Raw genomic sequence first — 21824 nt, 5'->3', positions numbered from 1 at the left:
CGAGTGGTAATTGTGGCCGACGTGGCTGCTTCGGTACTCCCTGAGGGTTAACCAAGGGGAGCCCCTGTATACGGGGCTCTGACCATGGAAAGGTGCCAGCATTCAAGCGCTGATCTGGGAAGGAAAACCTAACACCTCGACAGCTTTACGAATCTGCTCTGGGCTTTCGCTGCTTTCAACACTCACCTTACCGGCTGACCGATCCACGGAAACAGTAGCTTCGTTGTCCAGTGACTGAATCGCTTTGGTGATTTTGCTGACGCAACTGCCGCAACCAATGCCTGATACATCTAAGACGAACATGGTTATTCCTCTCATGCTGAGCGGTCTCTTTTCACCGCACCGACAGCATCAACGTTGACACGATGGTAAGGTCAACAGTTATCTGTTTCGAGTTGCGAGCGTCAATGATGGGTAATTGCACAGACTTGACCACCGGTTTGCATTTGGCCTGACCAACCATTTGCATCGTATTCGACCAGTACGCTGCCGGCAGAGAACGGCCAAAACTGAACGCTCATCCCGAACGTCTGAAGCTTGAGAGCCTCACTGACAAGGCCACCTCGCACAGCACATATTGACCCTGCGTTCGCCCCCGCTTTCCCGTTGGTCTCGCCAAAACCCTAGCTCTGAATGGAGGCTTTCCAAACGCTCAGACCAAGAGTACTGTAATAATTACTACATAATAAATATCTTACTCTACATGAAAAATTGGCTAGCTCTGATTCTCGGTTTACCCACTGCCAATGCCACTGAGCGCATGCGGGCCTGGCGTGCTTTGAAAGCATCAGGTGCGGCGGTTTTGCGCGATGGTGCCTATTTGTTGCCTGACACCAATGTCTGTCGTGAAGCCTTGGCGTCTGTCGAACGCGACATCCTTTCCATCAATGGCACTGCTTACATCCTGCCGGTGGTCGATCCGCAGGGTGAGCGTTTTGTCAACTTGTTCGATCGTAGCGATGACTACAGCAAGCTACGCGTAGAGATCGAAGAATGCCGTGGGCAACTCAACCCTGAAAACGCATTGGCCACCACCAAACAGATTCGCAAGCTGCGCAAAACCTACGATCAGCTTTCCAGCATCGATTACTTCCCTGGCAAGCCGAAGCAGCAGATTGACTCAGCCTTGCAGGAGCTTGAGACGGCAGTCAGCAGAGCGTTATCTGTGGATGAACCCCATAGCCGCGACCAGCTCATAACGGCACTCAATCGTGGCGACTATCAAGGTCGTGTCTGGGCGACACGTAAGCGTCCATGGGTTGATCGCCTGGCGTGTGCCTGGTTGATTAGTCGCTTCATCGACCCCAAAGCCCGGATCCTCTGGCTTAACAGCCCAACAGACTGCCCAGCAGATGCCTTGGGTTTCGATTTCGATGAAGCAACCTTCAGTCATGTCGGCAACTGCGTGACCTTCGAAACCCTGCAAGCCAGTTTTGAGCTCCAAGAGCCCGGCCTAAACCGTATCGCGGCCTTGGTGCACTACCTCGATATCGGTGGCATTGCGCCGGTGGAGGCTGCCGGCATCGAGCGTTTGCTGGCTGGGCTGCGCGAAACCATTACCCACGACGACCATCTGCTGGCAGCCGCAAGTGCCATCTTCGATGGCCTGCTCGCCGGGTTCATGAAGGAGGAACAACCCAATGAATAAGTTTGTGGCCCCAGAGATTGAAGAAGAGCTGTCGAGACCGGAAGCAATCAGTTTGCGTGAGGCATTCTGGTTCTGGCTGAAGCTCGGCTTCATCAGTTTCGGCGGGCCAGCGGGACAGATTTCAATCATGCACCAGGAACTGGTAGAACAGCGGCGCTGGATTTCCGAGCGGCGGTTTCTGCATGCCCTCAACTACTGCATGCTACTCCCGGGGCCAGAGGCTCAGCAGTTGGCTACCTACATTGGCTGGTTGATGCATCGAACCTGGGGCGGAGTTATTGCCGGTGCACTGTTTGTACTTCCCTCACTGTTCATCCTTATTGCTTTATCGTGGATGTATATCGCCTTCGGCGACGTGCCCGTGGTGGCTGGGCTCTTCTATGGGATCAAACCCGCCGTGACCGCCATCGTAGTGCAGGCGGCACACAGGATCGGCTCAAGGGCGTTGAAGAATAATTGGCTGTGGGCAATAGCGGCGGCATCATTTACAGCGATCTTTGCGTTCAATGTTCCTTTCCCGCTGATCGTCTTAGCGGCCGCGATAATCGGGTATTTCGGAGGGCGTCTGGCGCCCGAGAAGTTTCGAGCAGGGGGCCACAGCGCCGCCAAAAAGTCCTTCGGCCCAGCCTTGATCGATGATGACACTCCATCCCCGGAGCATGCTCGGTTCAGCTGGTTGAAATTAGCATCACTCGCACTTATCGGCGCGACATTGTGGGCATTGCCGATGGGGATTTTGACCGTCCTCTTTGGTTGGGGTGGCACCCTGACTCAAATGAGCTGGTTCTTTACCAAGGCCGCGTTGCTGACCTTTGGCGGAGCCTACGCTGTGCTCCCGTATGTCTATCAAGGCGCGGTTGGTCACTATGGCTGGCTAACTCCGACCCAGATGATCGACGGGCTGGCTCTAGGGGAAACCACGCCAGGGCCGCTGATCATGGTGGTGGCCTTCGTCGGCTTTGTCGGGGCCTATGTCTCGCAGGTGTTCGGTGCCGATCAAATGTTTCTGGCCGGGGCTGTCGCCGCCTCCCTGGTGACATGGTTCACCTTCCTGCCCTCGTTCCTGTTCATCCTCGCTGGTGGCCCGCTGGTGGAGTCAACCCACAACGAACTCAAGTTCACTGCACCGCTAACTGCCATTACAGCGGCAGTGGTTGGAGTAATCCTCAATTTAGCGTGTTTCTTCGGTTATCACGTGCTGTGGCCGAAAGGCTTCAGCGGCAATCTCGACTGGCCCTCAGCCCTGATCGCCATTGCAGCGGCAATTGCCTTGTTCCGCTTCAAGCGGGGCGTTATTCAGGTGCTGATGGCCTGCGCACTCGTCGGATTGGCAGTACATATGATGCGCTAGACCGCGAGAGTGGATTAACAATTTCTGACGGGCACTGGGTCCGCCAGATCACCCAGCCTACCGAGCTAGGCAGGAGGTGTTCCATGAGGTGGATTACCCGTGAACGACCGAAGATCGACCGCATCGCCTGTCCTTGGTTGATCGCTCGTTTTATCGATCCCCAACCCGAGTTTTTATACGTCCCCAGTGGTGATGTGCTGCGGCTAGCGGCGGAGCAAGACGCTGCGCCCTACGACATTCCCGGCGTAGAACTTACCCATGAAGGCGAACTGTGCAGTTTCGATGCGTTTCTGAAAAAGTACCAGCTCAGTGAACCAGCCTTGCAGCACTTGGCCAAGATCGTACGCGGCGCTGATACCTCTCGCCTGGATCTGACTCCGCAATCAGCTGGGTTGTATGCCATCTCACTGGGACTGTCGCAGCGATATTCCGACGATCATGAAATGCTTTCGCATGGACTGATCCTGTACGACGCACTCTATGCATGGTGCAAGGAGTGCCAAGGTGAATCGCATAACTGGCCTCCACAAATGTGAGAAAGCCAGCTTGCATCAAAGCCCAGCCTCAAGCTGGGCTTTTGCCGTTTAGTGGCAGTGGTAGTCGTTCGTTTTATGGTTGCGATGGCAACCTTTTGAATCAGTACCGCCGCTGTGCGCGAAGGCAGCAACGGAAGTAATCGAAAGTAAAGTGGCGATCAAAATGGCAGACAGTTTCATCAGGGCTTGCTCCATGCTCATGTTTTTATATCCGTGAGACCTCTCACGCTTCGCAGCGTATGGCTAATTGCCTTCACTGGGCAAGCGACTTCCTTACAACGTAGCTGGTGAGTTCAAACACTCGGACGTCGCCTTATGCGTTCAGGCCAATCCAGCCATGGAAACCTACGTACAGACCAACACCGATGATCAACACGCTGGAAAGGTACGGTGCACGACGAGCCACGGTGCCCAGCCACGGCCAGCGGTTGGAAGCCTGTTTAGCACCAATGGCCGCAGCAGTCCCCACCGCCACCAAGGTAATCGCCAAGCCGATGCTGAAGCACAGGACGAGCATGCCACCCAGCGCCACTTCTTTAACCTGAAGGCACAGCAGTAGGACGGTAATGGCGGCAGGGCACGGAATCAGACCGCCAGTCAGACCAAACATGATGATCTGACCCGTGGTGACCTCGCGGTTGGTGAAGCGTTTACGGATATCGTTGGCATGTGCACGTTCGTGCGCATCCTGATAGCCATCAATCGACAACTCCAAGCCTTCCAGCTCGGAATGCGCATGCCCATGGTCATGCTCCTGGTACTCCAGATCGTAATCATGGGAGTGACCCGCATGCCCAAGACTCAAGCGAGCACTAAATTCATGAGGCTCTGGAATATCGACCTTCGATTCCAGGAAGCCTTCGCGCTCGACGAATGAAAACGTTTGAGTGCTGCCGTCTGGACGGGTAGTAGTGAGACGAACGTCTGAAGCAGGCCACGCATGCCCGGTCAACGCCTTCAAGCGCCAGTGCGGTGACATGCCCTCTTCAAAGATCGACAGTTCCATGCGCCCGTGACCGGTATCGATCCGATGAGTTTCATCATGGTGACCATGGTCATGCTCGCAGTGATGGTGATCATCACCTTGCTCGAACTTGAACATCTGCTCACCGCGCCAGGTACGCCACAGCATCCAAAGCGCAATCACGATGATCAAGGCGGAGGACGCGAGCTGGAAGTAAGGCTCTGTGGTCTCGGCATCCAGACCTTGCCCTAGATACATGCCGCCGATGGCGACCAACCACACCACAGCGGTGTGTGAAAGCGTCGCGGCCAAGCCCAACAACACGGCCTGTTTGACCGAGCCACGGATGGCGACGATGAAGGCAGCCATCATGGTTTTTGAATGGCCAGGTTCCAGGCCATGCAAGGCCCCGAGCAGAATAGCGCTCGGGAAATACAGCCAGGCGTGAGCCCCGCCTTGTTGTAGCAGTTCAGCGAAGTTGGGCATGTCAGACCTAGAGGTACTTGGTGATTTGCTTGAAGGCTTCCAGTGGTGCGCGCTCACCATTGTTCAACGCCGAGACGGTGTCCTCTAGGCAGTGATCGATGTGATCCTGAATAAGGGTGCGCTTGGCTTGGCACACCGCTTTTTCAACCGCATGCAGCTGCTGGGCGATGTCCACGCACTGACGTCCCTCTTCGATCATGGTGATGATGCCGCGTAAATGGCCATCCGCTCGTTTGAGGCGCTTGATGATCGCCTCATGACTTTGGTGGGTGTGGGGATGGCTGTGTTCGTGTTCGTGCTCACTCATGACTTGAGCCTCAGGCCTCAATGAATTACGCTGGCATCCTATCCTCCCTAGGGGGATATGGTCAAACGCATCAAAGCCCTACTAAACGAGTTGAAACCCGAACGCTATGTTCAGCAGGACACTGACAACGACAGTGGTAATCGCACTTGCTCTCGCCATGTTTGTGGCCTGGGCCGGGCATACCTATACGTTGTCAGTCACGTCGAAACAGCCAGCCTGGGAGATTGCGCAAGACACCCATCACTCCCATGAACAGCAAGCTGAAATGTCGTGTGCGAGCTGCTCGGATCACTATCACTCCCCGTTGACCCCTGACCATCAACACGAAACGCCACAGCTCACCTCGGCATTGAATTTGGCTACGCAGCCGAAGATCTCTATGCGGGTCGACGCGCAGCGCTATTCCGTTCCCCGCCCGCCGATATTCTTGATCGAGCGGCCACCTCGTCCTTCGTTCGCAGCCTGACCATGGCCGCGCAAGCGGCCCACTATCACTGCAACGTAGGATTTATCCATGCATTCGCACTCGATGAGCGGCGTTGACGCATTTACTGCGCCTTCGCGTCGCCTGCTACTGCTGCTGTTTTTATTTGTCGCGTCACTTTTCCTCGCAATACCTGAGGCTATGGCTCATGCCGTCGCCGAAGGTGATAAGGGGTTCATCCAGGAAAGCTCAGGCGTCATGTTGCTGCCCTTCATCTACATGGGCGCCAAGCACATGATGACGGGATACGACCACCTGCTGTTTCTGTTCGGGGTGATCTTCTTCCTCTACCGCCTGAAAGATGTGGGGCTCTACGTCACGCTTTTCGCCGTAGGCCACTCGATCACGCTGCTGCTGGGTGTGCTGACTGAGGTCAGCATCAGCTCTTACATCATCGACGCCATCATCGGTTTCTCGGTGGTTTACAAGGCGCTCGATAACCTCGGCGCATTCCAGCGTTGGTTCGGCTTCCAACCCAACACCAAGGTGGCCACGCTGATCTTCGGCCTGCTCCATGGTTTCGGTCTGGCCACCAAGATTCAGGAGTACGAGATCTCGCCTGAAGGCCTGATTCCGAACCTGATCGCCTTCAATGTTGGTGTCGAGATCGGCCAATTGCTGGCCCTCAGCGCGATTCTCATTCTGATGGGGTACTGGCGGCGCACCGGCAGTTTCTGGCGCCACGCCTATACCGCCAACGTCGCCATGATGAGTGCCGGTTTCCTCCTGATGGGTTACCAGATCACCGGCCTGTTTATCTCCGCGTAAGGAATTCTGACCATGTTCAATACTCCGCTTCCAACTGTTAATGAATTGCCTAGCACTCGCAAACTGGTGCGTTCGACTGTCATTGCACTGCTGACAGCGGTCGGCCTGCTGGTGACTGTTGTCATGCCTTCGGAATACGCCGTTGATCCAACGGGTGTGGGCCGAGCACTGGGGCTGACCCAGATGGGCGAACTGAAGATCATCCTTGCCCAAGAGGCGTTGGCGGATGCAGCGCCGCCGCAAGCAGTAGCTCCAGCTCCAGCTCCGCAGATTGTGCAAATCCAACCTGCTGCATTACCTGCGATCCACCCAGCGGCGGCACCTGCCCCAGCTTTTAAGACCAATCAAATGACCGTCACGCTCAAACCTGGTGAAGGGACAGAAATCAAACTGGAAGTGCTGAAGAGCAAGACTGTCAGCTATGAATGGACAGCGGCTGGTGGGCCTGTGAACTACGACACCCATGGCGAGCCGTACAACGGTGGAAAGGGTTACTTCCACAGCTACAACAAGGGCAAGCAGGTCAAAAGTGATAAAGGTGAATTCACCGCCATTTTTGACGGCACCCACGGATGGTTTTGGCGTAATCGCAGCAATAACGACGTAACCATTTCACTGAAGACGAGCGGTGACTACCTGAGCGTCAAACAGTGATCCGAAACAGCGCTGGCTGTTCTACTGCCTAAAACGCGGGGTTCAGCCTGTCCACAGACTATTTGTTTCATCCATTTTTTGAAGAGTAATCCCATGAAACTCCCAATCACTCTGACTCGTTCAATGCTGCTGATTTGCTTCCTGGGCTTGATGACGGCATGTGGCGGTGGTGAGAAAGGCGCAACCTCTGAGAGCGCTGAGCACGGACATTCGCACGAGTAACACTCTAAAAAACAAGGCCGCGATTGCGGCCTCGTTTTTTCTGCAAGACGAAAAGTTCTAACCTCATATCTCGAAAACAAATGACGGCTATGGGTCGTTATGAGCCCCTCAGCTTTGATGTCTGGTTGGTCAAATCCTCTGCAATCGGTGGTCAGTCAAATGCAAATGACTGGTCAGGTCGTATGCAAACGCATGGCAAGTGCGCTGCAATTTCGCAATTGAAGCTCAGTCAATTCGAGTATTCCTCAGTCTCAATGCATTGAAAACTACAGACGCAGAACTGACGCTCATGGCTATGGCAGCGATCATTGGCGACAAGAGGTGTCCCGTCAGTGGATAGAGCAAGCCTGCGGCAAGGGGGATACCCATCGAGTTGTAAAGAAAGGCGAAACCCAAGTTTTGCCGCATGTTTTTTACTGTTGCGACCGAAAGAGCCCTTGCTCGTAAAATCCCCATCAGGTCGCCTTTTACCAGCGTGAGTTGCGCGCTATTCATCGCAACGTCAGTCCCTGTCCCCATGGCAATGCCCACATCTGCTCGCGCCAGGGCCGGAGCATCGTTGATACCGTCACCAGCCATGGCGACCTTCCGGCCGTATTGCTGGAGGTCTGCGACCAGACGCTCCTTGTCCTGAGGTTTCACTTCACCGTGGACTTCTTCAATCCCCATCTCCCTGGCGACAGCCCGAGCGGTGGTGAGCCCGTCGCCAGTAGCCATGATGATTTTGATGTCATCAGCCTTGAGCTTGGTGACTGCTTCTTTGGAGGTCGGCTTAATTGGATCTGATACTGCCAACAACCCTGCCAATACCCCGTCGACTGCGAGGTAGATGATGCTGATGCCGTCAAGTCGCAACAACTCTGCACGCTCTTGTAGGGGCTTGGTGTTTACGCCTGCGGCTTCCATCAGAGCGGTGTTTCCCAGCTGGATCTTCTTGCCATCAACGATGCCACTGACCCCGATACCTGAACCAGACTCAAAGGATTCTGGCTTGGTGAGCTTAATGTTCTCGGTTCGGGCGTGATCGACGATTGCATGAGCCAAGGGATGTTCGCTGCCCTGATCAAGGCTGGCAGCCAGCTGAAGAACATCGTGGGGATTGAAACTGGGTGTGGCCTCCACACTGTGAAACACTGGCCGTCCCTCTGTCAGGGTGCCTGTCTTATCGACAATCAGCGTGTCGATCTTGCAAAGGTTTTCGATGGCACTGGCATCCCTGAACAGCACACCCATGCTGGCTGCTTTACCCGTCGAAACCATGATCGACATGGGCGTAGCAAGACCTAGCGCACAGGGACAAGCGATGATCAGCACAGCAACAGCGTTGATCAGACCAAACACCCAACTGGGCTCAGGGCCAAAAAGCCCCCAGCCGACTAATGTCAGTATCGCAATCGCGATAACACCCATCACAAAGTAGCCAGCAATAGAGTCGGCCATTCGTTGCATTGGTGCTTTGGAGCGCTGAGCCCGAGCGACCATCTGTACGATTTGTGACAGCATGGTCTCGGCGCCGACCTTCTGCGCCTCCATTACCAAGCTGCCATGTGTATTCAGCGTGGCGCCGATCAGGCTATCTCCAGCTCTCTTCATTACCGGCACTGGCTCACCAGTGAGCATGGACTCATCCACTGCACTTTCACCCTCCAGTACTGAGCCATCAACTGGCACCTTTTCACCAGGCCTGACCCGCAGATGGTCTCCAAGGTGGACATGGGTGAGAGGAATGTCTTCTTCCTGTCCATCGGCATTGATCCGGCGTGCGGTCTTGGGCGATAGACCGAGAAGAGACTTAATGGCGGCGGAGGTTTGCGATCGGGCTTTGAGCTCAAGAATCTGCCCAAGCAAGGTGAGCGAGATGATGACCGCGGCGGCTTCGAAGTAGACGCCGATACGTCCATCTTGCATGAAGGTGGCGGGAAAGCTTTGGGGTAAGAGCGTTGCCATGACGCTGTACAGGTAGGCTGCGGCGGTACCCAAACCAATCAAAGTCCACATGTTTGGACTGCGATTTCTAATAGAGGCTATGCCCCTTACAAAAAAGGGCCAACCTGCCCATAAGGTCACCGGTGTCGCCAGAGCGAGCTCGATCCAGTTTTGGATCGAGCCGTGGAGGAGTTGTAACGAGTGTCCCGCCATGGCGAGCACGGTCACTATCACGGTTAATGGTAGCGACCACCAAAAGCGGCGGGCGAAATCCCGGAGTTCAGGATTTTCTTCTTCATCGAGCGCGGGCATGACCGGCTCTAATGTCATGCCACATTTAGGGCAGTTGCCGGGTCCGGGTTGGCGTATTTCCGGGTGCATCGGACAGGTAAACTCAGTGCCTGTTTGTACCGCAGACTCTGAAGTGGTGACGCGGGACTCGGCGCTCGAAACATTACCGCCGTAGCGTTCAGGATCAGCTCGAAACTTCTCCTGGCATTTCAGGCTACAAAATCGATACGTCTGTCCCTGATAAGACTCACCGAATTTACTTGATGAAGTGACTGCCATTCCGCACACCGGGTCACGTAGATCATCGTCATTGAGCGGAGCAGCATGGGCGTGACTGTGGTCGTGGTGGCTCGATATGGTAGGCATGGCTATTTCCCTTTTTCGTCCTTGTGGGTTGCTGCCTGATCGCCATGGCTATGTCCGCCATGTCCATGTCCAAAAAAGTGCATCAATGGACAGATCAACAGAATCAGATATGGCCAAAATGGATAAACGTGGCTGAAATGCTCCCGCAAAACGTAAAAGGCACCAATCGCAATGAGCATGATCAGTACAACGCCTGTTTTGCGCCTCCAAAATGGTGCGGTGGTGTTTCCATCCGGATGCTGATGGTTATTCATGATCTAAACCCCACGGTGTGAGCGTTGCTGTGATCTCTGCGACAGAGCGTAGCCAACTCTTGCGTCGAAGCGGTGTTAGCAGCCAGCTCTGGATTATTTCAGGTCAAACTGACCGACCATCCCTGACTGATAATGCCCCGGCACGTTGCAGCCAAACTGAAGCCCAGTGCTGTTGTTGAAGGTCCAGATCAGCTCTTTGGTTGTGCCAGGCTCAATCAGGACGCTGTTCGGGTCGTTGTGCTCCATTCCGACCATCTTCATTCCACCCATGGTGTGGCCCATACCGCTCATCGTTTTCCCGGTACCGGTGGGGTTAAGCGTTCCGTTCTGGAACATGCTTGCCATTTCTTTTTGGTGTGCTGCATGAGCAGCGGCTTTGCCGATGTTGAACTCGTGCAGCAGCGCCCCCTCATTGCGAAGGACAAATCGAATAGTTTCACCAGGCTTTACATCGATGCTTTCAGGTTTGAAGAAAATATCGCCCATCTCGACCTCCACCGTACGAGTAACCTCAGAGGCAACTCCAGGCTGGCCGATGTCCTCTTTCCCATGCCCTGCGCTGGCCATAGCCGTAGCACCGAAGAGTAGAGTGATTGCTGCGATGACAGGGGTAACGAGCTTAGCTTTCATAGTGACCTCGAGAGTAAGAGTGGGAGCATTGGCTATGCTAAAGACACGGAGCTGCCAGTTAACTGACCTGAACACTACATTTCTGTCAGTTTTCGAAATAAATACGGCGTCCAGATGACGCCGCATTCAAAAAGACTGTTCAAAAGCTCTCAACGAGTTGCTCACTGGTGGTTCTCTGAAAGCATCAGCTTGTGCTCACGTTGCATTTGGCTCAAAACGTCATCGACAATTTTGTCGTGCTTTTCCATCCAGGCTAGGTGCTGCTGGGGTGACATTGAGGCGTCGGGATGATCGTTATGGAGCTCCTTCATAAGATCGCCGAGCATTTTCATGTGCTCTGCCATGTGCACATGGCGTTGGCCCGCTGGGGCTTTTTCGGCTTGAATCAGAGCGGCTTCCGCTTTATTACGCATACTTTCCATGCGCTCCATCACTCGGTCTCCGCCCTCTGCAGCCCATACAGAAGCTGAGACGAGTATCGAGCTCACAAAAAACAGCATTTTCAGGCGATTCATGGGGCAACTCCTTATGGAATTGTTTTCCGGCTCCCAAACGTTTCATGCTGAAGAGTCGGTCGAGCACCAGGAAGTACTCATGCTTGAACCCTAGACAGCGCTTGCTGACATCTACCTGAAGCCAATATTACTTTTCTGTCAGTTGCTGGTTGGCTGCCGGTTTTCGTTGCAGACTCCGCTTCACCATTATCTGAGAACGACCCTCATGAGACTTCTTGTCGCTGAAGACGAACCAAAAATAGGTATCTATTTGCAGCAAGGACTCACCGAGGCGGGGTTCAATGTTGATCGCTTTACTAATGGCAAAGTGGCGCTTCAGCACGCTTTGAGCGAGGCCTATGATCTGCTGATTCTCGACGTCATGATGCCCGGGCTGGATGGTTGGGAAGTGCTTCAGAAGGTTCGTGCATCGGGGAAAGACGTTCCCGTGCTCTTTCTCACGGCGCGAGACCGTGTTGAGGATCGAGTAAAAGGACTTGAACTCGGAGCAGATGATTACCTGATTAAACCCTTCGCATTTTCTGAATTGCTGGCCCGTGTCAGAACGTTGCTGCGTCGGGGTAACGGCGCTCCCTCGCAAACCTACATGAAATTGGCTGATCTGGAGGTGGACCTGCTCAAGCGTCGGGCCATTCGTGGAGGCAAGCGCATAGACCTTACGGCCAAAGAGTTTGCGTTGCTTGAGCTGTTGCTACGACGTCGAGGAGAGGTGCTGCCAAAGTCTCTTATCGCCTCCCAGGTTTGGGATATGAACTTCGACAGCGATACCAACGTTATCGAGGTTGCAGTGAGAAGGTTGAGGGCCAAGATAGATGACGACTTTGAGGTCAAGTTGATTCATACCTCAAGGGGAATGGGTTACATGCTTGATGCACCTGATTCGGAGTCGGAATGAACCGAATGTCCCTGACGACCCGCATGAGTCTGATGTTCATGCTCGCGGTAACGGCCGTGCTCACGGTCGCCGGACTCAGTTTCAATAACCTCAGCCGGCATCATTTTAAGATGCTGGATCAGCAGGCATTGAACGAAAAGCTCCACTCGACCCAGAAAATTTTGTCCGGGTTGAACAGCATCGATCAATTCAGCGAATTTAAGCCTGAGCTGGAGGCGCTGCTGGGGGCTCACCGTGATTTGACTGCCCTAATAATCGATGGTGACGGCAAGCTGCTGTTTGCTGATCCCGGTCCTGTAGATATTCCGAAGGAATTCCGCACAACCACAAACAACAACGTCTGGGAGTGGCGGGAGCAAGAGCAGATGTTCCGTGGCGTGACAGCACAAGCCGTGGTGACGGGGCAAGACAAGCCGTTGACCGTTATTTTGATCTTTGACGTTACTCAGCATATGTCCTTTTTCGAGACGCTTGAGCGCTGGTTTTGGATAGGGTTGGTGATCAGCGCATTGGTCAGTGCTGCACTCGGCTGGATGGTAGCAAGCAGTGGCATGCGGCCTATTCGCCAGGTCACGCGGGTCGCTGCCTCAATGTCAGCAAAATCACTCAAAGAGCGCATCCCCTTAGCACCCGTTCCCAAAGAACTTCAGCAAATGGTGCTGTCGTTTAACGCAATGTTGTCCAGGCTCGACGATGCATTTGTCCGGTTATCAAACTTTTCCGCAGACATTGCCCACGAACTACGGACCCCCGTGAGCAACTTGATGACCCACACCGAAGTGGTGCTTTCAAGAAAAAGGAATATTGAGGACTACGAAGACAACCTGTACTCAAATCTTGATGACTTGAAGCGTATGAGTCGGATGATTGATGACATGCTATTTCTGGCGAAATCTGACAATGGTCTGATCACCCACGAGAACAAACCAATAGACCTGGTGGAAGTCGTGGAGAAATTGCTTGAGTACTACCGCCTTTTGGCTGATGAGCGAGGGATTGAACTCAAGGTTTCAGGACGGGGCAGCGTCCGAGGCGATGTCCTTATGCTCCACAGAGCCATTTCTAACCTGCTCTCTAACGCGCTTCGCTACACCTCTGAAGGGAAGACGATCAGTGTCGAAATCCTCCAGAAGGAGATGTCGGTATTGGTCGTCGTGGAGAACCACGGAGAACCCATTGCCCCCGAACATCTTGAAAAGCTTTTCGATCGTTTTTATCGCGTGGACCCAGCGCGGCGAGAAGGGAGTCCAAGCAACGCAGGGCTAGGTCTGTCGATTACCCGATCAATTATTGAGGCGCATGATGGCAAAATCTGGTGTACGTCACGTGACGGGAAAACGGCCTTTCATCTAGAGTTTCCTAGTGTTGACTTGAAGGTCAGCTGATCAACGGCGCATTTGTGATCAACGGCGATCTCTCAGCCTGCGCCCAGCGTCCACTTTCGTTATTTTTGAATGAGTGAGAACCCTAGTATCTGGGGCACGCGGTCTCGTCTTTAAGTCTCGCTACGCCCGCCAATTCGAGGCCAAACACCGCGTCAAGCTGACTGAAATGTAATCGAACAGTTTGCGTTCGTGTGGCATCGTGTTCTTGCACTGTGACGTTGGGGCCTAGTGAGTTTCTCGTGTTCAACCTGACCTAGAACACGGAGGCTACTAGCTAATAATCAGTGGTTTTAACAAGAATCGAAAAGTAAAAATTAGATATTCCCAAACAAACCTCGAATCAACAGCTCTTGCTGTGAGGAGTCTTGCATGTCATTCCTTAAAACTACGACCGTAGCTGTTGCACTTACCGCTGGTTTGCTTCTGAGTGCAGTTGCTCAAGCACATCCAAAGCTCCTTTCTTCCACTCCGGCAGAAGGCTCGAATGCGGCGGCCCCTTCGAAAATTGAACTGCACTTTTCTGAGAATCTCACCACTCAGTTTTCCGGTGCAAAACTGATCATGACCGATATGCCTGGCATGCCGAACTCCCCAATGGGTGTTAAGGCCGCCGTCGCTGGTGGCGGTGATCCGAAAACGATGGTGATTACACCGGCAGCACCTCTGACCACCGGTACCTACAAAGTCGAATGGCGTGCTGTCTCCTCGGACACTCACCCGATCACCGGCAACTTCTCATTTAAAGTGAAATGATTTATGAGCGACTCAATAAATATTGTGGTTCGCTTTGCTCTTTATTTCGACCTGATGTTGTTATTCGGATTGGCAATTTTCGGCTTGTACAGCCTCAGGGGAAAGGAAAGAGTATCGGGCACAGTCTTGAATTTTGAGTCGCTTCTTTACGGTACTTCTGTTGCAGGTGTAGCTCTATCCCTTGTCGCCATGTTGTTGCTTGCGAAAGCAATGAGCGGTGTGTCGGAGCTTATGGAGCTACATCACCATATTTTTGAAATGGTCCTCATGGGGACCGACGTCGGGTTGACCTGGATGGTCCGAATAGCTGTCTTGGTGATGGCAATTATTGGCGTCGCGTTGAATAAGCGATTTCCGACACCCAGTCTCTGGATCGTCACCGTATGCGGAGCGATTGCGTTGGCGACGTTGGCATGGACAGGGCACGGCGCCATGGATGAAGGCAGCCGACGCTACTGGCATTTCATCACCGATATATTCCATCTTTTAGCCGCCGGTGGCTGGTTGGGTGCTCTATTGGCATTCGCTCTACTGCTGCGGTTGAAATCGCTGAAGGGCGAGGAGGAAGCACGAATTCTTGCCCGCGTGCTGACTGGCTTTGAGTCGGCCGGCGGTGTGATTGTTGCGATCATAAGCGTAACGGGAGTCGTGAATTACCTTTTCATCGTCGGTCCAAACCTTGATGAGGTCATGCTGAGTACCTATGGTCAGCTGCTGTTTTTGAAGATCCTGCTCTTTGCCGGAATGATCGTTTTAGCCACACTGAACCGCTTTCACTTAAGCCCTCAGTTGGAGCGCTCAGTTCGCAATGGTCAATACTCTGTAGCGGTTAATGCCTTGCGCCGCAGCATGAAATTCGAATTCCTGATGGCAATCCTCATCATCTGTCTTGTCGCATGGTTAGGCACTTTAAGTCCGGAAATGGAAATGAGCGCGGAATAGAGGTTGGTGACAGCCGACTAAGGAGTCTAGAAGGTGAATTGTAAGGGCCATTTCCACCGGCTACACTCCAGCCCATGAAACGCTACCTACGGTTTTGCCTGATTTTCCTGATTAGCCTGGCGCTCCCCCTCAGCGGGATGGCGGGTGTTCAGGCGCCGACTGAGCCCTGCCCCATGAAAACCATGGGCATGGCGATGATGGACGGCATGGAGCAAGACTGCTGCCAGGACATGAAAAGTCCCACCGAGCACGGCAAACCCTGTAAGTCAGGTCAGGAGTGCAAGACTGGTGGCATGCTGCAAGTCTCCATCATCAAGCCTCCTATCACCTTATCCAGCCCCCTCGTACTGTCCTTCTCCCTAGACTCCCATCCAGTACAAACCCCGTCAGGGGTATGGCGACCGCCCCGCACTTGATTCCTGTACCACACTGAGCCTCATTCCGCGTTAGCGGGATGGCATATCTGCGTGCATGTCTGATGAAGCGCGCAGTGGATCATCACAGGAATCGTGAACATGAACTCCAAGTGCTATTGCACAGGGTGGTCCCTCGTGGCCGGCCTGGCGGCAAGCGTACTGGCATTGCCGAGTCTCGCTGCCGCATTGACACTCGATGAAGCTTTGCAGCTGGCTGAAAACAATGCGCCGTCGCTGACTGCACAAGACGCGAAAATTCAGGCTGCCAGTAGTGCGGCCATCCCCGCTGGTGAACTACCCGATCCCAAGTTGCTGCTAGGCGTACAGAACTACCCCATTGGGGGGCCGGATCGCTGGAGCATCGACCAGGACTTCATGACTATGCGAATGGTCGGAGTCAGTCAGGAGATGCCCAACAGCGCCAAGCGCAAAGCCCGAATCGAGGTCGCTGATGCGGCCATTGACCGCGCCGCCGCTGAGCGCCGGGTCGAACGTCTAAAGGTTCGTCAGGCCACGGCGTTGGCCTGGATCAACAGCTACTCGGTTGAGCGTAAAGACACGCTGTTTCAGGACTTCTACAAAGAAAACCGTCTGCTGGCCGATACCGTCCGGGCACAAATTGCCGGCGGCCGCGCTCAACCTGCTGATGCAGTAACGCCCAAACAGGAAGCGGCACAACTGGAAGAGCAGCAGGACGATCTGATTCGTCAGAGAGCGCAGGCCCGAGCTGCCCTGAAGCGCTGGATTGGACCAGCCGCCAATGGCAAACCTGTGGGCAGCTTGCCTGAATGGCCTGTCGAAGCCTCTGACTACTCTCATAAGCTGCAACATCACCCAGAATTGGCAGCTTTTGCGCCAATGACCCGCGAAGCGCAAGCCAAGGTCCGTGAAGCCGAAGCGGAAAAACAGTCGGATTGGAGCTGGGAAGTCGACTATCAGAATCGCGGCCGACAGTTCGGCGACATGGTCAGCGTGCAATTTTCATGGGATCTACCGCTGTTTCCTGACTCTCGGCAAAACCCAAAAATTGCGGCCAAGCACGCTGAACTCAACCAGCTTGAAGCTGAGCGTGAAGCCCTTTCACGCGAGCACACCCAGCAACTGGAGGACGAGCTGGCCGACTATGAACGCTTGAATCGTACCGTACATCGAACCCAGGACAGTCTGCTGCCCTTGGCCAAGGAGAAGGTCGAGCTCAGCATGGCCAGCTACCGCGCCGGCAAAGGCGATTTGAGCTCCGTCGTGGCCGCTCGGCGCGAGCTCATCGAAGCCCGCCTCAAACAAATTGACGTGGAAGAGCAGCGAGCGCTGACCAGTGCGCGTCTGTATTTTGCTTACGGGGAGTCCAGCCAATGAACCTTAGAAAGTGGAACGGGGCATTGCTGGTAGGCCTCTCGCTGGTATTGGGTGTTGCCGGTGGTTACTGGTTCGCTCAGCAGGGCATGAGCGAAGTACCTGGTGCAGCCCCGGAGCAGAGCCTCCCCTCTCTGGACGAACGCAAAGTGCTGTATTGGTACGACCCGATGTCCCCGCAGCAAAAGTTCGATAAACCGGGTAAGTCGCCCTTCATGGACATGCAGTTGGTCCCTCAGTACGCCGACATCAAAGGGGACAGCGCAGCCGTTCGCATTGATCCAAGCCTGACTCAGAATCTCGGTGTGCGACTGGCTACCGTCAGTCGAGGTGTGTTTGCTTCGAGTCTGGACGTTGTCGGTGTGTTGGCTTTCAACGAGCGGGACGTCGCCGTCATTCAAGCCCGTACAGCGGGTTTCGTCGAGCGCGTGTATGCCCATGCTCCTGGCGACGTGATCAAAGCCAATGCCGCCATGGCAGATATCCTTGTACCTGAGTGGGCTGCGGCTCAGGAGGAGTTTCTTGCACTCAAGCGCAGTGGCGATGCGGGCTTGCTGGCAGCGGCTCGCCAGCGCTTGCGGCTCACCGGGATGCCGGCGGCATCAATTGCTCAAGTAGAGCGTAGTGGCAAAGTCCAACCAAACCTGACCCTCACCAGCCCTATTAGTGGCGTGCTGCAAGAGCTCAATGTACGCGAGGGTATGACGGTGGCCGCCGGCGAGACACTGGCACGCGTTAATGGTTTGAGTAGCGTCTGGTTGGCCCTGGCCGTTCCGGAGACTGAATCTGGATCGATCCTCATGGGGCAAGCGGCAGAGGCGCGTTTGCCCGCGTTCCCTGGGGTTGTGCTCAAGGGCGTCGTCAGCGCGATTCTTCCGGAAACCAATCCGGATAGCCGCACCCTTCGCGTACGCGTCGAGTTACCTAACCCAGAAGGCCGTCTCAGGCCGGGTATGACCGCACGAGTGAGCCTCAATCATTCAACGGAGCAAAGTGTGTTGTGGGTACCGAGCGAGGCCGTCATTCGCACCGGTCGACGTGCTCTGGTGATGCTCGCTGAAGACGCTGGCCGCTATCGTCCTGTTGAAGTGTTGATCGGGCAGGAAAACGATGGCAAGACGGCGATCTTGAAAGGTCTGGAAGAAGGCCAGAAGGTGGTTACCTCTGGCCAGTTCCTGCTCGACTCGGAGGCCAGTCTTAAGGGCATCGTTGCAAACTCAGAGGAACAGTCACCAACCAACGCAACAGCCTCCAGTTTTCATGAGGCGGATGGGCAAATCGTTGAGATCAACGACAAAGAAGTCACACTCGCCCATGGCCCCTTCAAAACGCTGGGCATGCCTGGCATGACGATGACGTTCCCGCTCGCCAATCCGGCTCTGATGCAGGGCCTCAAAACGGGCGACAAGGTCCGGATTGCAGTGAGTCAAACCGACGATGGCTTGCGTGTTGAGCGTCTAGAGAAATCAGGGGGCCAGCTATGATTGCTGCCCTGATTCGTTGGTCAGTAGCCAACCGATTCCTGGTGCTACTGGCGACAATGTTTGTCACGGCTTGGGGCATCTGGTCGGTGCAGAGCACGCCCATTGATGCGCTGCCGGATCTCTCCGATGTTCAGGTGATCATCCGCACCCCGTATCCGGGACAGGCACCGCAGATTGTCGAGAACCAGGTGACCTATCCGTTGGCCACCACCATGCTTTCGGTGCCTGGCGCCAAGACCGTGCGCGGCTACTCCTTCTTTGGTGACAGCTTTGTCTATGTGCTGTTCGAAGACGGTACTGACTTGTATTGGGCCCGCTCGCGGGTGTTGGAGTACCTGAGCCAAATACAAAGTCGCTTGCCGGCCAGCGCCAAACCGGCGTTGGGGCCAGATGCGACAGGCGTTGGCTGGATTTTCCAGTACGCGCTGGTAGATCGCAGTGGCGGACACGATCTGGCGCAACTTCGTGCACTTCAGGACTGGTTCCTCAAGTTCGAACTCAAGACTCTGCCCAACGTTGCCGAGGTGGCCACCGTGGGTGGGATGGTCAAGCAGTACCAGGTGCAGCTTGATCCACTCAAATTGGCCAGCCTCGGTATCACGCAGGCCGAGGTGACCGAAGCGATCGGCAAGGCCAATCAGGAAACCGGTGGCGCCGTCCTGGAAATGGCAGAGACCGAGTTCATTGTGCGGGCTTCCGGCTACTTGAAAACGCTCAATGATTTTCGGGCGATCCCACTCAAGCTGGGATCGGGCGGTGTGCCGGTGACCCTTGGCGATGTCGCCACGATCCAGTTGGGTCCGGAAATGCGACGTGGAATCACCGAGCTCGACGGCGAAGGCGAGACGGTTGGCGGTGTGGTAATTCTGCGCAGCGGCAAGAACGCTCGCGAAACCATTGCGGCGGTCAAGACCAAACTCGACGAGTTGAAAAGCAGCTTGCCGGCGGGGGTGGAAATCGTCACCACCTACGACCGCAGCAAGCTGATCGACCGCGCTGTGGAAAATCTCAGCCACAAGCTAATCGAAGAGTTCATCGTCGTCGCGTTGGTGTGTGGCATCTTCCTCTGGCACCTGCGTTCATCTCTGGTGGCGATCATTTCGCTGCCGGTGGGGGTGCTGATCGCCTTCATCGTCATGCGCTATCAAGGGATCAACGCCAACATCATGTCCCTGGGCGGGATTGCCATCGCCATCGGTGCCATGGTCGACGCTGCCGTGGTGATGATTGAAAACGCGCACAAGAAGGTTGAGGCCTGGCACGTGGCCAATCCTGGGGAGGAACTGAAAGGTGAACGTCATTGGCACGTGATGACTGAAGCGGCAGCGGAGGTAGGACCAGCACTGTTCTTCTGTTTGTTGATCATCACTCTGTCGTTCATTCCGGTGTTCACTCTGCAAGCGCAAGAGGGGCGGCTATTCGGCCCGCTGGCTTTCACCAAGACCTACGCCATGGCCGCAGCGGCGGGATTGTCAGTGACCTTGGTGCCGGTGTTGATGGGCTACTGGATTCGGGGACGAATTCCCAGTGAACAACAGAACCCGTTGAACCGGTGGTTGATTCGGATCTACCAGCCGGCTCTGGATGCAGTCTTGCGACGACCGAAGATCACGCTGCTGGTCGCGTTGCTGGTTTTTATCAGCGCACTATGGCCAATGTCGCGCTTGGGTGGCGAGTTTCTTCCGCCTTTGGACGAGGGCGACCTGCTCTATATGCCTTCGGCTCTGCCGGGATTGTCGGCGCAGAAAGCGGCGCAACTGCTGCAACAGACCGACCGCCTGATCAAGACCGTGCCGGAGGTCGAACATGTCTTTGGTAAAGCCGGTCGTGCTGAAACTGCCACCGACCCGGCGCCGTTGGAGATGTTCGAAACCACCATCCAGTTCAAGCCACAGGAGCAATGGCGCCCAGGCATGACCCAGGAAAAGTTGGTGGAAGAACTGGATCGAGTGGTACGAGTCCCTGGGCTGACGAATATCTGGATACCACCGATTCGCAACCGTATCGACATGCTGGCTACGGGGATCAAGAGTCCCATCGGAGTGAAAGTTGCCGGCACCAACCTGACGGAGATCGATGCCGCGACTCAGGCGGTCGAGCGAGTGGCCAAGGAGGTACCCGGTGTCAGTTCGGCTCTGGCCGAGCGACTGACCGGTGGTCGCTATATCGATGTAGATATCGACCGCAAAGCCGCTGCTCGTTACGGGCTGAATATCGCCGATGTGCAGTCCATCGTGGCCGGCGCTATCGGCGGTGAAAACGTCGGCGAGACCATTGAAGGGCTCGCACGCTTCCCGATCAACGTGCGTTACCCACGGGAGTGGCGTGATTCGCTCGGTGCCTTGGAGCAATTGCCGATCTATACCCCGCTAGGGAGCCAGATCACCCTCGGCACAGTGGCGAAGGTCAAAGTCACGGACGGTCCGCCGATGCTCAAGAGCGAGAACGCACGACCTTCGGGCTGGGTGTACATCGACGTGCGTGACCGGGACATTGCCTCGGTAGTCGCCGATCTACGCAGGGTGGTCAACGAGCAGGTCAAGTTGCAGCCTGGCATGAGCCTGAGCTACTCGGGACAGTTCGAGTTTCTCGAAAGGGCCAACGCACGACTCAAACTGGTGGTGCCTGCCACGCTGTTGATCATCTTCGTGTTGCTGTACCTGACTTTTGCTCGCTTCGATGAGGCCTTGCTGATCATGGCCACTCTGCCATTCGCACTGACTGGCGGGGCATGGTTCCTCTATCTGTTGGGGTTCAACCTGTCAGTCGCCACCGGGGTCGGCTTTATCGCTTTGGCCGGTGTTTCTGCCGAATTTGGCGTGATCATGCTGCTCTACCTGAAAAATGCCTGGGCCGAGCGTCAAGACCTCGGTGACAACACAGAACGCGGGTTGATGGCCGCGATTCGTGAAGGCGCTGTGCAGCGCGTTCGACCCAAGGCCATGACCGTTGCGGTGGTTATCGCTGGTTTGTTACCAATACTTTTGGGAAGCGGTACCGGCAGCGAGGTGATGAGCCGCATTGCCGCCCCGATGATTGGAGGTATGGTTACGGCGCCCTTGCTATCGCTGTTTGTGATCCCGGCGGCCTATCACCTCATGCGTCGTCGACACTTGTCCGTTGAGCCTGGCAAGCACTGACGCGTAAAAATGCATACAAAAGGGGCTGCGCTTGCAGCCTCGTTTGAGCTGCAC

Annotated in this window: 21 protein-coding genes; 13 read left to right on the top strand and 8 right to left on the bottom strand. The window is 55.0% G+C overall.

Annotation, left to right across the window (positions count from 1 at the left end; all coding sequences use genetic code 11):
* Positions 1 to 102 precede the first annotated feature (102 nt).
* On the bottom strand, positions 103 to 303 hold the full coding sequence (locus H8F22_RS18040; protein WP_102595266.1) for a heavy-metal-associated domain-containing protein: 201 nt from the start codon (positions 301 to 303) through the stop codon (positions 103 to 105).
* A gap of 400 nt (positions 304 to 703) precedes the next feature.
* Between H8F22_RS18040 and H8F22_RS18035 the strand changes: the two genes are divergently transcribed.
* The 3 genes from H8F22_RS18035 to H8F22_RS18025 all read left to right on the top strand — a co-directional run bounded on the left by H8F22_RS18035 (position 704) and on the right by H8F22_RS18025 (position 3535).
* Positions 704 to 1648: a chromate resistance protein ChrB domain-containing protein gene (locus tag H8F22_RS18035; protein WP_102595267.1), complete on the top strand. Its 945-nt coding sequence runs from the start codon at positions 704 to 706 to the stop codon at positions 1646 to 1648.
* A complete protein-coding gene (chrA, locus tag H8F22_RS18030; RefSeq protein WP_102595268.1) occupies positions 1641 to 2999 on the top strand; it encodes a chromate efflux transporter in 1359 nt (452 codons plus the stop codon). The genes H8F22_RS18035 and chrA overlap by 8 nt, the downstream gene beginning before the upstream one ends.
* An 83-nt stretch (positions 3000 to 3082) precedes the next feature.
* Positions 3083 to 3535, top strand: coding sequence for a chromate resistance protein ChrB domain-containing protein (locus tag H8F22_RS18025; protein WP_102595269.1), 453 nt, complete (start codon positions 3083 to 3085; stop codon positions 3533 to 3535).
* A 48-nt stretch (positions 3536 to 3583) separates the two neighbouring features.
* Here H8F22_RS18025 and H8F22_RS18020 read toward each other — a convergent pair whose 3' ends face one another.
* The 3 genes from H8F22_RS18020 to H8F22_RS18010 form a co-directional block, all read right to left on the bottom strand.
* Positions 3584 to 3736: a YHYH domain-containing protein gene (locus tag H8F22_RS18020; RefSeq protein ID WP_228758831.1), complete on the bottom strand. Its 153-nt coding sequence runs from the start codon at positions 3734 to 3736 to the stop codon at positions 3584 to 3586.
* 112 nt (positions 3737 to 3848) lie between these two features.
* Positions 3849 to 4985: a nickel/cobalt efflux protein RcnA gene (locus H8F22_RS18015; protein WP_102595270.1), complete on the bottom strand. Its 1137-nt coding sequence runs from the start codon at positions 4983 to 4985 to the stop codon at positions 3849 to 3851.
* A gap of 7 nt (positions 4986 to 4992) precedes the next feature.
* Positions 4993 to 5292: a metal-sensing transcriptional repressor gene (locus H8F22_RS18010; RefSeq protein WP_069557030.1), complete on the bottom strand. Its 300-nt coding sequence runs from the start codon at positions 5290 to 5292 to the stop codon at positions 4993 to 4995.
* Between the two features lie 514 nt (positions 5293 to 5806).
* Here H8F22_RS18010 and H8F22_RS18005 point away from each other — a divergent pair.
* Both H8F22_RS18005 and H8F22_RS18000 read left to right on the top strand, forming a co-directional pair.
* A complete protein-coding gene (locus tag H8F22_RS18005; protein WP_102595272.1) occupies positions 5807 to 6544 on the top strand; it encodes a HupE/UreJ family protein in 738 nt (245 codons plus the stop codon).
* Positions 6545 to 6556: 12 nt separating this feature from the next.
* Positions 6557 to 7198 carry a transmembrane anchor protein gene (locus H8F22_RS18000; protein ID WP_102595273.1) on the top strand — a complete coding sequence of 214 codons (642 nt, stop codon included), beginning with the start codon at positions 6557 to 6559 and terminating at the stop codon, positions 7196 to 7198.
* 447 nt (positions 7199 to 7645) lie between these two features.
* On the opposite strand, the gene H8F22_RS17995 is transcribed toward H8F22_RS18000, so the two are convergent.
* The 4 genes from H8F22_RS17995 to H8F22_RS17980 form a co-directional block, all read right to left on the bottom strand.
* Entirely contained in the window at positions 7646 to 10003 is a 2358-nt protein-coding gene (locus H8F22_RS17995) for a heavy metal translocating P-type ATPase (RefSeq protein ID WP_102595274.1), read from the bottom strand.
* A gap of 2 nt (positions 10004 to 10005) precedes the next feature.
* Positions 10006 to 10257 carry a DUF2933 domain-containing protein gene (locus H8F22_RS17990; protein ID WP_102595275.1) on the bottom strand — a complete coding sequence of 84 codons (252 nt, stop codon included), beginning with the start codon at positions 10255 to 10257 and terminating at the stop codon, positions 10006 to 10008.
* Between the two features lie 93 nt (positions 10258 to 10350).
* Positions 10351 to 10887 (bottom strand): cupredoxin domain-containing protein, encoded by a 537-nt coding sequence (locus tag H8F22_RS17985; protein WP_102595287.1) that lies wholly within the window; start codon positions 10885 to 10887, stop codon positions 10351 to 10353.
* Positions 10888 to 11048: 161 nt separating this feature from the next.
* Positions 11049 to 11402, bottom strand: coding sequence for a co-regulatory protein PtrA N-terminal domain-containing protein (locus H8F22_RS17980; protein WP_102595276.1), 354 nt, complete (start codon positions 11400 to 11402; stop codon positions 11049 to 11051).
* A gap of 205 nt (positions 11403 to 11607) precedes the next feature.
* Here H8F22_RS17980 and H8F22_RS17975 point away from each other — a divergent pair, with 205 nt between their 5' ends.
* The 8 genes from H8F22_RS17975 to H8F22_RS17945 all read left to right on the top strand — a co-directional run bounded on the left by H8F22_RS17975 (position 11608) and on the right by H8F22_RS17945 (position 21770).
* Positions 11608 to 12297 (top strand): heavy metal response regulator transcription factor, encoded by a 690-nt coding sequence (locus H8F22_RS17975; RefSeq protein ID WP_024078225.1) that lies wholly within the window; start codon positions 11608 to 11610, stop codon positions 12295 to 12297.
* Positions 12294 to 13682 (top strand): heavy metal sensor histidine kinase, encoded by a 1389-nt coding sequence (locus H8F22_RS17970; RefSeq protein WP_102595277.1) that lies wholly within the window; start codon positions 12294 to 12296, stop codon positions 13680 to 13682. The genes H8F22_RS17975 and H8F22_RS17970 overlap by 4 nt, the downstream gene beginning before the upstream one ends.
* 369 nt (positions 13683 to 14051) lie before the next feature.
* Entirely contained in the window at positions 14052 to 14435 is a 384-nt protein-coding gene (copC, locus tag H8F22_RS17965; RefSeq protein WP_019821291.1) for a copper homeostasis periplasmic binding protein CopC, read from the top strand.
* A gap of 3 nt (positions 14436 to 14438) precedes the next feature.
* Positions 14439 to 15377 carry a copper homeostasis membrane protein CopD gene (gene copD / locus H8F22_RS17960; protein ID WP_102595278.1) on the top strand — a complete coding sequence of 313 codons (939 nt, stop codon included), beginning with the start codon at positions 14439 to 14441 and terminating at the stop codon, positions 15375 to 15377.
* Between the two features lie 74 nt (positions 15378 to 15451).
* Positions 15452 to 15793, top strand: a complete 342-nt coding sequence (locus tag H8F22_RS32680; protein WP_102595279.1) for a hypothetical protein — start codon at positions 15452 to 15454, stop codon at positions 15791 to 15793.
* Positions 15794 to 15892: 99 nt separating this feature from the next.
* Complete coding sequence (locus tag H8F22_RS17955; protein ID WP_102595280.1) at positions 15893 to 17149, top strand: TolC family protein; 1257 nt, start codon at positions 15893 to 15895, stop codon at positions 17147 to 17149.
* Positions 17146 to 18630, top strand: coding sequence for an efflux RND transporter periplasmic adaptor subunit (locus H8F22_RS17950; RefSeq protein WP_102595281.1), 1485 nt, complete (start codon positions 17146 to 17148; stop codon positions 18628 to 18630). The genes H8F22_RS17955 and H8F22_RS17950 overlap by 4 nt, the downstream gene beginning before the upstream one ends.
* Positions 18627 to 21770, top strand: a complete 3144-nt coding sequence (locus tag H8F22_RS17945; protein ID WP_102595282.1) for an efflux RND transporter permease subunit — start codon at positions 18627 to 18629, stop codon at positions 21768 to 21770. Before H8F22_RS17950 ends, H8F22_RS17945 begins: the two co-directional genes overlap by 4 nt.
* The last annotated feature ends 54 nt before the right edge of the window (positions 21771 to 21824 follow it).

It is taken from the genome of Pseudomonas mucoides, from assembly GCF_015461845.1.
GTDB classification, from domain to species: Bacteria; Pseudomonadota; Gammaproteobacteria; order Pseudomonadales; family Pseudomonadaceae; genus Aquipseudomonas; species Aquipseudomonas mucoides.
Note: the sequence above shows the minus strand (reverse complement) of the source record. Positions and strands in the feature narration are given on the sequence as shown.